The following is a 13,592-nucleotide window of genomic DNA, read 5'->3' on the forward strand; positions in this document are numbered from 1 at the left end:
TTCTTCACATGGCGTAATCGCGGCTGACGTCTTCTTGAGGACACGAGGGTCCGTAGGATGGGCCTCAGCCGATTATCGAAAGGGAGCAGCGCTATGAAGCAGTACGTTGGTCTGGACATCTCTATGGAAGAAACCAGCATTTGCGTTTTGGACCAGACCGGCGGCCTGATATTCGAAGGTTGCGTGCCGACCAATCCTGAGGCCATCGCCAAACTCTTGCGGCGGCATGCCGGCAATGCTGAACGGATCGTTTTTGAAACGGGCTCGCTATCCAATTGGCTTCGGCACCAGCTCAGAGCGCTGGGCTTTCCGGTGATTTGCCTTGATGCGCGTCATGCCAACGCGGCATTATCGATGCGCATCAACAAGTCGGATCAGACCGATGCCATGGGGTTGGCCGAAATGGCCCGCATGGGATGGTACCGGGAAGCTGCCGTGAAGGGGGGCGGAGAGCTGGAAAATCCGTTCGCTACTGGCGTCTCGAAGCAAGCTGGTGAATCTGCGGCGAGATATTGACAACCAAATGCGTGGTCTGTGCAAGGGGTTGGGAATAGTGCTCGGCAAGGCCGGTTCGACCAACCTGGCTCGCAAAGTCAACGCCGTGCTAGCTGAAGCGCCGGATTTGCATGATATTTTCGCACCGCTACTCCTTGTTCAGTCCTGTTTGATCGAGCAAATTGAAAAAAAACTTGATCGATAACTCCTCGCGATGGCGAAAAGCGACCAAACTGTTCAGCGAATGATGACCGTTCCCGGTATCGGTCCCCTGACCGCTCTAGCCTTCGTCGTTATCATCGACAACCCCGCTCGCTTCAGACATTCCGCCGACGTTGGCGCCTATCTCGGCCTGACGCCGAGAGGTTATCAATCCGGTGAGATCGATCGCACTGGCCGCATCTCCAAGCGCGGCAACCACCAGGTTTCGAACTTACCTGTTCGAGGCCGCGAACGTCCTGCTGACCGTTGTCAGGCGAGGTTCTGCACTCAAGCGCTGGGGCTGCAAGCTGGCCAAACGCATCGGCGCCAAAAAGGCGAAGGTTGCCGTCGCTCGCAAAATGGCTGTCATCCTCCATGCCATCTGGACCGATGGCACTGAGTTCCAGGCAGAGATGCGCGCCGCATGAACCAATCTTAAACCAACTCAGATCCGCCTTCGGCGGAACAGGCGTCCCTGCCGGGACGAAGGGGCTTCATCTGTCCATGACCGGGAAAGGCTTGCGCCGGATCGGCTCCGAACTCCTTGACCCATTTGCGCAGCACCTTCTAATGAACGTCAAGGTCGCGCCCGGCTAGCGCCACCGACACCCCACGCTCCCTGACCAGCTTGACCGCTTCGACCTTGAACTCGCGACTGAACTTCCGTCTCTTCATTCCCCGCCTCCGGCTCAATGAAACACCTAATCTTGGTGTCCATCAAACCGGCAGCAGCTCATACAATAGTACTTTTCAGATCGATCACTATTCAGTTCACTTCCTGCGCTCAGCAAGCGTGATGTTGTACAAGGGCCATGCCGCAATCGCTCATCGGCACGGCCTAATTCGCAGCTTCGCAGTAACCCGCACTTTGATGAGGCACGGTTCGCAAGGTTGTTCGAACTATTACGCGAACCCACTCCGGCGCGACCTCGCGAGGGCGTGCCCCACGCTGGTCTGCTGCTCATAAATGGGCCTATTAGAACTTCATCTTCGCGGTCGCAGCGCGGACTGTTTTGTCAACAATTCCAGCCCAATGTGCTTGTCCTCCCTCTTCGGAAATAAGGTCATTCTTTATTTCAATGAGGACATGCGGGATCCTACGGCGATCTCCGTGTAAAGGTATTGTATAGTCTCCTATATCATCGACGCCATAGGGAGCGTTAAGCGACGCCTTTACGCTTGGGTAAGCAGCGCACAACTCCGAGAGCATCGCCTTTGCGAGCCGGTCGTCCCTATTGAAGCAGCAGCCAAGCTCACACTCGCGCACCTCGCCTGTTAGCCTCATGATAGGTGTAAAGCTGTGGATCGTCAAAAGTATCGGTTTTCGCCCATGCGCTACGACACGATCCAGGCCATCTGAAACTGCCTCGTGAAACGGCCGATGGATCTTCTCGAAGCGGAGCATTCGCTCTTCCGGCGTCAATGCAAAGTTCCGAGGGATTTCGGTGCCATCGCTCACTTCTGGAATCAAGTCCGAGGCTTCGAGCGGGCGATTGCAGTCGATCACAAGTCTGCTGTAACGTTGGATGTATAACGGGGCGCAAAGAGCGCTAGCGAGTCGGCGGGAAACGGCTTCTGCTCCCACATCGTACGCGATATGTCTCTCCATCTCACTGCGATCCACTCCAAGATCCCCGAGGCATTTTGGAACTCTTCTTCCTGCGTGCTCGCAAACCAGAAAGAATTCGCTATCAACCTCGCCGTCAACGACATCCAGCGGAGACGGGTCATCATCACTCAGACAAAAGCTAGCGCGTTTGTTCACTTCCCGGTCTCCAATTTCCAATTGTCCTAGCTTTTGTCTGTACACCGCAGGTCAGGCTTTACGCGGGAGCACCGCCAAGCCTCCTCCGCTAGCTCCACCCAGCGGATCTATTCCAACGCGAGTATTTCTTCATTGAAGTCCTAACTCGTATTGTGGAGAATTCAGGGCCTCGGCCCGTGACCGCGCAGAGGACATAGAAGGGTGATGAATAGAAGGGTACTCGCTGAATTGCAATCGGCCCAGACGCAGCTCGAGAGGAGGAGTGCACCTCCACACTCCCGAACAAAGGGTCGAACTTTTAATCAAAGCTGTCATCTTCGACGCAAGCATTACTCGTCCAATTTCAGACAGCCAGCGTCGTCTCGACCAGGTTCACCTAATATCTGATGCCATAAGGCAGGGGTTAAAATCATATGCCAGATTGTGGGAGGCAGAGGTCGATCCATGGCCAGTCTAGACGATAGCGCTAGGCCGCGCCTCAAGCATATAGTCGAAATCCTCCGATCCCATGCAAGGAATCATCTTGTAGTCGAAGTGGTTCTCACGAGATTGGTGCCGCCTTTATCGCGAGATCACTCCCCGAGCGGTTAAAGGTTACGGGGCAATCTCGCCGGCACTTGAATTCGACATCCGCGCTAAATCCCCACGCAATGCCTTGGGCTGACGCCAAGATCTGTCGTTCTGCGCAATCTCGAAGATCGGGTGGGTAGGGCTTGACGGTGCTGGCCATTTCAGCATGACCGGGAACGACGTTGTAGGCCATCGCTACGTTCAACTTAATGATGGCGCTCAAGCGGGTTCGAGACAAGATTTGCTGGCAACGACAATCTGTGCTGCCATGACGATTGGATCGATGGTCTGTTACGCAACTAAAGTTACCCACCCGAATTGGTAGCTGTATTTCTAGGTAGCTGTCAGGAGCTTGCGTATAATCTATGTTCTCTCGGGAAAGTGAAGTGTTGGCTGGCAAGAGTATTTAATGGAAGACTCGAGTGTCGTCCCAGAGAGGACGCGCCCGATCTCCGGTTGCGGCGATGTGCTGGCCCGGCGGAGGAGGTGTTTGATATTCGGTGCGGGTCATTGTCCGACGGCGGATCGCCGCCGTCCTGCGGCACAAAGCCTTAAATTCTTTTCCGTTCGCTGATGGCGCATCGCGTGCTCCAGTCCAAAGGAATCAAACAGATGGTCAGAATCACACTCCAACCATCACGGAAAGACGCTTTTTCAGGAGCTCAGTACTGAAGCACCTGACCTCTTACGAACGGTCCAATGAACACCCGTTACTGGTGAACACGACGAAGGAAACGTTCAATGCTCAGCACCGAGAAGGAACACACGATGGTCGACAAGGTCTTTGATCGCAGCAACGCTATCTATGTTAAAACTGTGCCTGGAAAAGGTCGCGGCGTATTTGCAAATATTCCATTCAAAGTTGGAGATGTAATTGATCGCGCTCCGACATGGGGATTTGATGATGCTACAGCCAAGCTGCTAGATCGTACGGGAGTCTTCGAGTACTACTTTGTGCGGTACGATCGGCATCTCAAAGGTAATGCTCTGACAGGCTACGTTGTTTTCGGTTGGGTCTCGATAGTGAACCACTCGTCCTCGAACCCAAATGCACGATTAGTGTGGGCTGATGAAGAGTCCGGCGCGTGGGTGAGCATTGTGGCAACGAAGGACATAGAGGAGGATGAGGAAATAACACACCGCTATTCGAATATCTCCGCTTATCCTCCTACCATCAACTTTATTGACTAGATTTGAGCTTTCAGGAGGCTGTCCATCTGGTCTGAACCGGAGGCTGAGGTTGCGAAGCTTCAGTGTTCCCCGGGAGAGACCAGATGGACAGTCCAAGAATCCTCGTCTGACGCCGAAAGGTCGAGAGCCCATGGTGCGCAGCGTGATCGAGGTGGCGTTACCAAGGCCACCGCTGCGCTCCAATTGAACATTACAGCGAAGACAGTCGCCAAGTTGGTCAAACGCGTCCGCACGGAAGCCAGGACGGGTTGCCTGATTGCTCCTCACGGCTCCCACCCGCTTCGGTCTATCGCAAGATCTCCAGCGCATTTCGGAACTTTTCTTCCTGCATGCTCACAAACGAGGAAGAATTCGCTATCAACCTCCGGCAACGACATCCAAGGGGTACGAGTCATCGTCACTCAGGTAAGAGCTGCCGCGCTCGTTTTTGCATCTTGTCCGCACACCGCAGTAAGGTGAGCCCTGACGCGGGAGCACCGCCAATCCCAACGCGAGTATTTCGTCATTGCAATCCTAACTTGTGCATTTCGCCATTAGTCCTAACTTGTGTCGTGATTTGCAGGACCCTGGCCCGTGACCCTGCTCGCGGTGCTCGCAATTTCAAGCGCCTAAAAAGCGAAAGCACCAGGCGCTCCTGCAGCATATAGGCGAAGTCCTCACCGCCCGGTGTGGGTTACCGGTCGCAAGCCATACCTGCGCTCCACCTGGGATCGTGATCATTCCGCGTACGCATCCGGTGACGGCCGCCTTGTCGAGTGAGGCGCGTTGTTGAGAACTGTCCTTATGGACAGTGATAGGCGCAGTGCCCAAGTTGAGCGGCTCGAAGTGGTGGATACGGGTCGGCGGCGGCGCTGGTCCGAGGATGAGAAGCTCAAGATCGTCCTGGAGAGCTGTAAGCGGCAAGCTGAGGCCGTCAGGCGGAGTGGTTCCATGGCATAAGCGCGTCGATTTCGCTGCTTGGCCAGCCGTCGGCGATACGCTGAAGCGTTAGGGTGAGCCAGGCGAACGGATCGACGTTGTTCATCTTCGCTGTCTGCAGCAGTGTTGCGATGGTCGCCCAGGTTCGTCCGCCGCCGTCGCTGCCAGCGAAGAGGCTGTTCTTTCTCGTAATTGTTTGTGGCCTGATGGCGCGTTCGACGATGTTGGAGTCGAGCTCAATGCGGCCGTCGGTGAGGAAGCGTTCGAAGATGACGCGGCGCGAGACGGCATAGCGGATAGCCTCGGCCAGTTTTGATTTGCCGGAGATCCGCCGCAAGGTCTGCTGCCAAAGGTCGAAGAGATCTGCGACGACCGCCGCTGAGGCTTGCTGACGCGCGGCAACGCGTGCGTCAGGGCTTTGACCGCGCACGGTCTTCTCGACCTGCCAGAGCTTTGCCATCCGCTCGACCGTCGTCGTTGCCACTTTCGAGCTCCCTGCAACATGCAGCTCGTAGAACTTGCGCCTGCTGTGTGACCAGCAGCCAGCCAATGTGATGGCATCATTGCCGCGATCGGGGCGCGCCAACTTGTTATAAGCGGCATAGCCATCCACTTGCAGGATGCCGCGATAACCATTGAGATGGCGGACCGCGCATTCGCCGGAGCGGCTGTCTTCGAAGCGATAAGCCACCATCGGGGGACCGCTGCGGCCAAAGGTTCGATCATCTCTGGCATAGGCCCATAAGTAGGCCGTCTTCGTCGATCCGGAGCCGGGCGCGAGCGTCGGCAAGGTGGTTTCGTCGGCAAAGATCCGTTCGGCCTTCTTGACCTCGCTGAAGATGTAGTCGGCCATGATTTCCAGCTCGAAGCCGAGCTTGCCCATCCATTGCGCCATCAACTGGCGGTCGAGTTCGACCTTGTCGCGGGCGTAGATGGCCTCCTGCCGGTAGAGTGGCTGGCCATCGGCATACTTCGAGACGGCGATCTGGGCCAGAAGCGCTTCCGTCGGAATGCCACCCTCGATGATATGGGCCGGGGCCGGCGCCTGGATCACGCCGTCCGCGTCCTTGAAGGCATACTTGGGACGGCGCGTGACGATCACACGGAACTTGGCCGGCACCACATCCAGGCGTTCCGACACGTCCTCGCCGATCAGCACCTTCTGCTTGCCAGCATGCTCAGCCAGCTCTTCCGGCTCAATGACGGTTTCGATCCGTTCCAGATGGGGTGCAAAGCCCTTGCGCCGGCGCGGTGCACGCTTGCCTTCCGCTTGCTCACGGCCCTTGCTGACCTGGGCCTTGATCGCAGCAATGCCGGTCTCGATCTCCTCGAAGACAAGGGCCTGCTGTTCATCGTCGCCGTTCGCAGAGCCGAGCTTTTCCGATCGTCGGCCGAACCGGGCGCGGTCGAAGGCTTTCAGGATCTGCGTCAGCCGCTCGATGCGCGCATCGGCGTCGGCGTTGCGCGCCCTGAGATCGGTGACTTCGCTCTCCAGAGCATCGGCGCGGGCGGCCTTCTCGGCCATGGCAAGCACCATGGCTTTCAACATCTCTACGTCATTCGGGAGGTTGAGATCGGGCGGCGTCATTGGCCCGACCAGAGCACATTTTGCTCCGTTTCTCCTGCCCTTTCAGCTCACTGATTCACTTCGCCGCAGTGCTTTTACCCAACAATCTCCGGCGGCTTGACCGCCACGGTCCGGACCCGCTTCCAGTCCATCCCATCCACCAGTGCCATCAACTGCGCGGGGTTGAGCTGCACCCGATGATGCCCGATCCGCGGCCAGCAGAACTTCGCCTTTTCAAAACGTTTTAAATAGAGGCACACGCCGGACCCATCCCACCATACGATCTTTATTCTGTCGGCTCTTTTGGCCCGGAAGACATAAAGCGCACCGTCGTGCGGTTATGTTGCGCGCAACATAACCTCACGGCGGCGACCTCTACGTGTTCCGTGGCAAGAGCGGCAAGCTGATCAAGATCCTTTGGCATGATGGACTTGGCATGTCGCTCTATGCCAAGCGGCTGGAGCGCGGCCGTTTCCTCTGGCCGTCGTCGGCCGATGGCGTGGTGACCATCACCCCGGCCCAGCTTGGCTATTTGTTCGAGGGCTCTTTTTGATGCCCCTACTTTTCATGATGATCCTCCCTCAGATCAATCTTCGCGACACGATGATTTCTCAAGCTGCAAATGGCTTGCAAGGCGATTGTTTTGTCAGGGAAGAGGAAGCGGCCTGAAGGCTCTCGGGTGGTCAGGATGCTCCCTCGTTTGAGCTGAACATAGATCCACTTGGTGGGAATGCTGAGACGGTTTGCCAGTTGGGTCACTGTCAAATGGTCAGCGATCGCCGGCCATCGTGTTTGCCGATGTTGCACCTTGAGGCGACGTTTAAGCCGAATGCGCTGGACCGTGACCGGCAAGACTTTGTCCGCTTCCCATGGCGAGTGATGCCCTTCCTGCGTCAGAATGAGCGCGATCTCATCGTCATGCATGCCCTCGCGAACCAGCGCGCAAATGCGCTCCACCATCTCCTGGTGCCGCGGCAAGGCAGCCACGGCATTGACTGGCAGTGTGGCGCGTAGCTCGGTGGTTGCGCCGCCGCGCCATACAATGCGTACCTCTGCCTTGTCGCGCGCGCCGCGGCGCACGACGACCTTTTCGATCAGACAGCGCAAGAGCGCCTTGCGATGATCCCTGCGGGTCGCCGGATTCTCCCATAGCGCTGGGAGGCGATTTCCGAGGGCGATCACCTTGGCACGCAGATCATGAGGAACGCCTATGGGGTCGTTGGCCTTGGGCACCTTGCGCTGGGCCAACGCCTCCTCGGCTCGGCGCAGCTCCAACAGAGCGGCTTCCCACCGCCGCTCCAGTTCGCCTGTGACCAGCCGGTTGTCGGGATCGGCGCGATTGAACTGGCGCTCGGCGAGGGCTGCTTGATAGCGAAGCCTCTCAATCTGCTGCTCCTCGGCGTGCCGCAGGGCTCTTTCGGACTGCAGATGGGTCTTGCGAGCTTTGGACAACGCATCGATTTCCGCTGGCGCCACCGCTTCCAAGAATGCCGCTGTGACTTGCGCGTCGATCGGTGCGGCGCGCAGATTCTGACATTCCGGAGCGCCACGCTGGATTTTGAGATGATTGCAGACATATTGGCTGCCGCCCTTGTAGCGCACGGTCATCTTGTGTCCGCACTCACCGCAATAGGTGATGCCGTGGAGCAAGGCCGCTCCATCGCGGGGGATCCCGCGGCTCTTGATATGTTGGTATTCTGCGCGATTGTCTCGCAGCATGGCCTGGATCTTCTTGAAGGTCTCCCAATCGATAAAGGCAGGATATTTGTCCCGCACCACGATCCTCCAGTCCATTCCAGTTCGCGGCGATTTTTGCGGATGCGCCCCTGGTGTTCGCGATGGCTTCTGCCAAGTCCTTCCATAGACAAAGGCACCTGCATAGGCCGGATTCTTCAGGATCGCGGTCACGGCCGAGACGGTGGCCGGTTGCCAGCGCAGATCGCCATGGCGATCGCGACGAGGCAAGGCCAAGCCGCGGCTAACAAAGGCCCGCATCACTTGCGCGGCCGTCCGGACTTTCAGGAAGGTCTCGAAGAGCAGCAATAGACGCCCCTGCACCTCGAGATGGGGGTCCTTGGTGACCACCCCAGAAGGATCGCGGACAAGGCCCGCCGGCAGTTGCAAGGCCAAGTCACCGCGTTCGGCTTTTGCCATAAGCCCAGTGGTCATCCGGCTTTTGATCGTGTGCAATTCCAGCTCTGAGATCGTTCCCTTCAAGCCGAGCAGCAGGCGGCCATTAGGCGTTCCAGGATCGTAGATGCCATCACGGTCAGCGATCAAGCAACGGCGATGCCCGCAGACATCAAGCAGCGGGTACCAATCCGAACAATTGCGCGCCAGGCGCGTCACGTCCATCGATAGGATAAGGCCAACCTCGCCAAGAGTGACGCGCGCGACCAGGTCCTTAAATCCCTTCCGATGGGCTGCGGCAGCGCCGCTCTGCCCAAGATCGCTGTCAATCACATCGATGTCCGCCTCGCGCCATCCGAGATCACGAGCGCGCTGCGAGAGGGCGTACTGAAGTTTCAGGCTTTCTTGATTGGTGGTCACTTGGTGTGGCGTCGACTGCCGCACATACACCACTGCTTTGCGATCCAGATGATCCGGCTTGACGAGTTCCGAGCCCATCGCTCATCTCCCGCAGGACTTGGCCGAGATCTTCTGCGATCGCTTGCCGGAGCGTCTCCGGCAAACTGCGCCAGACCTCTCGAGGTTCGATGGGCATGCGCCCCCGCTCTCTTCGGCCACCGCGATTAAGTTCTGCAGCGCGTCGAGGCTCAGCTTGGTCGGCGTGGCGCGCGGCAAGCCGTTCCGCTCAAGATTCGTAACCCCAAGCGGCAAAAGAAGCGTGAGACCGAATCGGTAATGTACACGCGCGAAGGACTCCTTGCACGCTCCACGGGTGGTCGACTCCTTGCCGATCGAGATCAATCTATAGCGCCGGCCATAAAGCGGATGACGCGGATCAACGACTTCCACCTCTTCGCCGGCGGCTACGTCATCGTGACTCTTATGGGTATCTCCCGACGCCTTCGCTCGAGGGCATTGACTGGCGGATGCCGCAGCACACCTGGCGGCCGCAGGCGGCGGGCTGATCGCTGGGATTTGAATCGATAACACGGCCGGCAGTTCGGACAGCGCCGGCGTGATGTGATTCTCTGGTCGGCGATGGGCGCCGATGATTCTCTTCCCGACGATGTGACCACGCTGCAGGCGATGCTGCGCGCCGAGCGCGCAGCCCGGTTGGCCGCGGAAGCGGAGGCCCAGGCGGGAACCTTGCTAATCGAGAAGCTCAAACTCACGATCAAGAAGCTGCGGCACGAGCAGTTCGGACAGTCCTCGGAACGTGGCGTACTATTGGACCAGCTCGAGCTGCAGCTCGCCGATCTGGAGGAGAACGCCGCGCAAGCCGAGACCGCGGCGCAGATGGCCGCAGCCGACAAGATTACGGTGGCACCATTCGAGCGCCGCCGCCGGCCGCTGCCGGAGCATTTGCCGCGGGAGCGCATTGTCTATCCGGTGCCTGCCACCTGCCCATGCTGCGGCGACAGCCGATTGCGCAAGATCGGCGAGGACGTGACCGAGACGCTGGAGCTCGTTCCGCGCCAGTGGAAGGTGATCCAGCACGTGCGCGAGAAGCTCGTCTGCCGAGCCTGCGAAGCGATCACCCAGCCGCCGGCCCCCTCGCATCCGATTGCGCGCGGGCGTGCAGGGCCCAAGCTGCTGGCCCATGTTCTGTTTGCCAAGTACGGCCTGCACCTGCCGCTCAATCGTCAGAGCGACGTCTATCAACGCGAAGGCATCGACCTCGATGTGTCGACGCTCGCGGACTGGGTGGGCGCCGCAGCGGCAACCCTGATGCCGCTGGTCGACGCAATCCGGAGCCATGTCTTCGCTGCCGAGCGCATCCACGCGGATGACACCACGGTGCCGGTCCTGGCCAAGGGGAAGACCCGGACCGGCCGGCTCTGGACCTACGTGCGCGACGACCGTCCGTTTGCCGGCCCAGATCCGCCGGCGGCCGTGTTCTTCTACTCGCCTGATCGTGGCGGTGCGCATCCGGAGCAGCATCTGGCGGGCTATGCCGGGCTGATGCAGGCCGACGCCTACGCCGGCTTCAGCAAGCTCTACGAGGCCAATCGCAAGAGAGGCCCGATCATCGAGGCTGCATGCTGGGCGCACGGCAGGCGCAAGTTCTTTGATCTCGCGCGGCTCAGCAAGGCGCCGATCGCGGCCGAGGCGGTCAAGCGCATCGATGTTCTGTTCGCCATCGAGCGCGAGATCAACGGGCTTGCACCGCAGGAACGTTTGCGCGTGCGCCAGGAGCGTAGCCGCCCCCTGATCGTCGAGTTGGAGGCGTGGTTACGCGAGCAGCGCGCCAAGCTCTCCAGGAACAACGATACGACCAAGGCGATCAATTACTGCCTCAGCCGCTGGGATGCATTCACCCGCTTCCTTCACGACGGGCGCCTGTGCATGTCGAACAATGCCGCCGAACGCGAGCTACGGACCGTCGCCGTGGGAAGAAGAAATTGGACCTTCGCCGGCTCCGATGAGGGTGGCCGGCGTGCGGCTGCGATCTATACCCTTATTGCCAGCGCCAAGCTCAACGACATTGATCCCCAAGCCTGGCTTGCCGACGTCCTGGCCCGCCTGCCGGATCACCCTGCCAAGCGCATCCACGAACTGCTGCCTTGGAATTGGCAGCCTCAGAGCGTCGCTCACGCCGCTTAAGCGCGATCAGCCTTCCGCCAAAAACGGCCTAGCCGGGGGCAGTCACCGGATGCGTACCATTCCGCAATCCCTCCCAACGCATCAGCCAACGCGGCAGCGCGCGCCGGCGTCACCTCTCGGGCAGGGGCAAGAGCCGTCCGTTGCGCAGCACCAGTTCGATGATCGGCGCCGCGTCACCGACCGCTGCCTTCGGCTGTTCGCAAACCTTGCTCTCAGCCGGCGCGACTGCAATCGGAACGAACCGGCGTTTCTGCGCGACCGCAACATCAGAACCCAGAAGTCCCAATCGCGCTTGCCGCCGCAAGCCATATGATTGATGGGGGTGAACACGGTGGCGGCGCGCAACCTCCACAATGGACATCTCGGCCGTCAGGCTGTCTTCGACAATCCGCAGCTTTTCAGCCACTGTCCATCGCCGCCGGCCCTGGCAGCCGTCACCGCCATCGTTTGCTCATTAATTTGCAATTAATGAGCAAACTCTCTCAATCACAGCTGATCTGCTAGGGGCCTTCACCGGGCGCGTACGCTGCGCCTAGTAGCATCGCCATGTGCCCGTCGTGTCCGCAAGCATGGCCTGACGAGAAGCTTCGTTCCGTTCTTTTGTGCTGCGGATTGGTGAAGAAGTTGCGGGGCTTGCCTTCTTCAGGGCCGGAATCCATAAAGATAACCCGGTCCACGACGGCGCGCGCGAGGCGATGGACCGCCGGGTCGGCTTCATGCATTGACGACCAGGCTCGCGCCGATAAACAGAACGGGGCAGAGTGGCGATGCTTTGCCCCTTTTCAATTTCAGAGTCAGGTGACAAGTTCTGCGAACAAGTTGGCATCGATATTGCCGCCCGAGAGCACGATGACGACATTCTTACCGGCCGCATTGAGACGACCGCCAAGGAGCGCGGCGAGACCGACAGCGCCGCCGGGCTCGACCACGACCTTCAATTCGCGGTAAGCAAACGCAACCGCAGCGCCTACTTCCGTATCCGACGCAGTGACGCCGCGCGACAACAGCCTACTGTTGATGGCGAAGGTGATCTCGCCCGGCATCAAGGCCATCAGCGCATCGCAGATGGTGCGACCTGCCGGCGCATGTGGCTCACGGTGGCCAGCGGCCAGCGAGCGGCTGTGATCGTCAAAGGCCTCAGGCTCGGCCGCGATCACCTGGGCCTGCGGGTAGCGTGCTTTCACCGCCGTCGCGACACCGGCGATTAGGCCGCCGCCGGACGCCGGCGCCACCACGATATCAGGCGCAATCCCAAGCGCTGCCATGTCTTCCGCGATCTCCCGGCCGGCCGTGCCCTGCCCTGCGATTACGAAGGGATCGTCATAAGGCTTCACCAAAGTCGCTCCGCGCTTCTCGGCGATGCCGCGCGCGACCGCCTCACGATCCTCGCGGTCGCGGTCGTACAGCACGAGTTCGGCGCCGTAGGACCTGGTACGCTCGCGCTTCAAGAACGGTGCGTCCAACGGCATGACGATGGTCGCATGCACCTTGAGAATCTTGGCCGCCGCCGCCACACCCTGGGCGTGGTTGCCCGAAGAAAACGCGACGACCCCCCCGCTCCGCTTATCTTCCGGAATCGAGCAAATCTTGTTGAAAGCGCCGCGAAACTTGAAGGAGCCGGTCCGTTGCAGCATCTCCAGCTTCAGGAAGACATTTGCGCCCATACGCTCGTTGAGCACGGGGGACGACAAGAGCGGTGTGCGGATGGCGAAGGACGCAATCACTCGCGCCGCAGCATCGATGTCGGCCGGCCCGACCGGGAGGGTTTGTTCCATCATATCCAATTTGCAATTTCGATCTGGCGAGCGACACGTCTGCGCCATTCATCTTGTTTTGTAGGAGCTTGCTCCTGCTTTCGGTCTTTTCGAACTGCTTACAACATGAAGCCTGCGAGTTGATCGTAGTCTCAGATGCCTGGATGCAATACTCACAATCTTTCCTTGATCTGCGATCACAATCGCTGGTGCATCGCAGATCAACACCATGATTTCGCCTGGCTCGCCGGATAGATGTGGATCCGAAGGATCATTGAGGACCGCGAGTTGAAATAGGAGGCCCACGACAGAAACCCGATCCGCTGTGCGAAGCCGCGCAATATCGGGCTCGCACAGTAAGGACCAATAGTCACAACCGCGTGGCTCGGCATTCCCG

Annotated in this window: 9 protein-coding genes and 4 pseudogenes; 5 read left to right on the forward strand and 8 right to left on the reverse strand. The window is 59.2% G+C overall.

What is annotated here, in order from left to right:
- Window positions 1–93: 93 nt before the first annotated feature.
- A pseudogene (locus tag LMTR13_RS43960) lies at window positions 94–1,124 on the forward strand (IS110 family RNA-guided transposase).
- A gap of 61 nt (window positions 1,125–1,185) precedes the next feature.
- Here LMTR13_RS43960 and LMTR13_RS25290 read toward each other — a convergent pair.
- Both LMTR13_RS25290 and LMTR13_RS25295 read right to left on the reverse strand, forming a co-directional pair.
- A pseudogene (locus LMTR13_RS25290) lies at window positions 1,186–1,371 on the reverse strand (transposase); the annotation flags it as partial.
- A gap of 301 nt (window positions 1,372–1,672) precedes the next feature.
- Window positions 1,673–2,461, reverse strand: a complete 789-nt coding sequence (locus LMTR13_RS25295; protein WP_065730171.1) for an N-formylglutamate amidohydrolase — start codon at window positions 2,459–2,461, stop codon at window positions 1,673–1,675.
- 1,311 nt (window positions 2,462–3,772) lie between these two features.
- On the opposite strand from LMTR13_RS25295, the gene LMTR13_RS25300 reads away from it, so the two are divergent.
- Both LMTR13_RS25300 and LMTR13_RS42760 read left to right on the forward strand, forming a co-directional pair.
- Window positions 3,773–4,222, forward strand: a complete 450-nt coding sequence (locus tag LMTR13_RS25300) for an SET domain-containing protein-lysine N-methyltransferase (protein WP_065730172.1) — start codon at window positions 3,773–3,775, stop codon at window positions 4,220–4,222.
- 783 nt (window positions 4,223–5,005) lie between these two features.
- Window positions 5,006–5,113 (forward strand): annotated as a pseudogene (locus tag LMTR13_RS42760) (IS66-like element accessory protein TnpA); the annotation flags it as partial.
- Window positions 5,114–5,135: 22 nt separating this feature from the next.
- On the opposite strand, the gene tnpC (LMTR13_RS25305) reads toward LMTR13_RS42760, so the two are convergent.
- Together tnpC (LMTR13_RS25305) and tnpB (LMTR13_RS43800) are read right to left on the reverse strand one after the other, a co-directional pair.
- Window positions 5,136–6,728, reverse strand: coding sequence for an IS66 family transposase (tnpC, locus tag LMTR13_RS25305; RefSeq protein WP_065730173.1), 1,593 nt, complete (start codon window positions 6,726–6,728; stop codon window positions 5,136–5,138).
- 74 nt (window positions 6,729–6,802) lie between these two features.
- Window positions 6,803–6,997, reverse strand: a complete 195-nt coding sequence (gene tnpB / locus LMTR13_RS43800; protein WP_083219206.1) for an IS66 family insertion sequence element accessory protein TnpB — start codon at window positions 6,995–6,997, stop codon at window positions 6,803–6,805.
- An 89-nt stretch (window positions 6,998–7,086) separates the two neighbouring features.
- Here tnpB (LMTR13_RS43800) and tnpB (LMTR13_RS25315) point away from each other — a divergent pair, with 89 nt between their 5' ends.
- Entirely contained in the window at window positions 7,087–7,260 is a 174-nt protein-coding gene (tnpB, locus tag LMTR13_RS25315; protein WP_083219207.1) for an IS66 family insertion sequence element accessory protein TnpB, read from the forward strand.
- 5 nt (window positions 7,261–7,265) lie between these two features.
- Here tnpB (LMTR13_RS25315) and LMTR13_RS25320 read toward each other — a convergent pair whose 3' ends face one another.
- Window positions 7,266–9,335, reverse strand: a complete 2,070-nt coding sequence (locus tag LMTR13_RS25320; RefSeq protein WP_065730174.1) for a recombinase family protein — start codon at window positions 9,333–9,335, stop codon at window positions 7,266–7,268.
- A gap of 540 nt (window positions 9,336–9,875) precedes the next feature.
- Here LMTR13_RS25320 and tnpC (LMTR13_RS25330) point away from each other — a divergent pair.
- Entirely contained in the window at window positions 9,876–11,441 is a 1,566-nt protein-coding gene (gene tnpC / locus LMTR13_RS25330; RefSeq protein ID WP_065730176.1) for an IS66 family transposase, read from the forward strand.
- Window positions 11,442–11,550: 109 nt separating this feature from the next.
- Here tnpC (LMTR13_RS25330) and LMTR13_RS25335 read toward each other — a convergent pair whose 3' ends face one another.
- The 3 genes and pseudogenes from LMTR13_RS25335 to LMTR13_RS25340 all read right to left on the reverse strand — a co-directional run bounded on the left by LMTR13_RS25335 (window position 11,551) and on the right by LMTR13_RS25340 (window position 13,219).
- Window positions 11,551–11,847, reverse strand: coding sequence for a transposase (locus tag LMTR13_RS25335; protein ID WP_065730177.1), 297 nt, complete (start codon window positions 11,845–11,847; stop codon window positions 11,551–11,553).
- Between the two features lie 184 nt (window positions 11,848–12,031).
- Window positions 12,032–12,130, reverse strand: a pseudogene (gene glnQ, locus LMTR13_RS42765) (glutamine ABC transporter ATP-binding protein GlnQ); the annotation flags it as partial.
- Between the two features lie 105 nt (window positions 12,131–12,235).
- A complete protein-coding gene (locus tag LMTR13_RS25340; protein ID WP_065730178.1) occupies window positions 12,236–13,219 on the reverse strand; it encodes a threonine/serine dehydratase in 984 nt (327 codons plus the stop codon).
- Between the last annotated feature and the right edge of the window lie 373 nt (window positions 13,220–13,592).

This window comes from Bradyrhizobium icense (genome assembly GCF_001693385.1).
In the GTDB taxonomy this organism is placed as follows: Bacteria; Pseudomonadota; Alphaproteobacteria; order Rhizobiales; family Xanthobacteraceae; genus Bradyrhizobium; species Bradyrhizobium icense.

Excerpts from the sequence above, each read along its gene's own strand:
- LMTR13_RS25300 (WP_065730172.1), top strand. The coding sequence starts at position 3,773 with ATGCTCAGCACCGAGAAGGAACACACGATGGTCGACAAGGTCTTTGAT.
- tnpC (WP_065730173.1), bottom strand. The coding sequence starts at position 6,728 with ATGACGCCGCCCGATCTCAACCTCCCGAATGACGTAGAGATGTTGAAA.
- LMTR13_RS25320 (WP_065730174.1), bottom strand. The coding sequence starts at position 9,335 with ATGGGCTCGGAACTCGTCAAGCCGGATCATCTGGATCGCAAAGCAGTG.
- tnpC (WP_065730176.1), top strand. The coding sequence starts at position 9,876 with ATGGGCGCCGATGATTCTCTTCCCGACGATGTGACCACGCTGCAGGCG.
- LMTR13_RS25340 (WP_065730178.1), bottom strand. The coding sequence starts at position 13,219 with ATGATGGAACAAACCCTCCCGGTCGGGCCGGCCGACATCGATGCTGCG.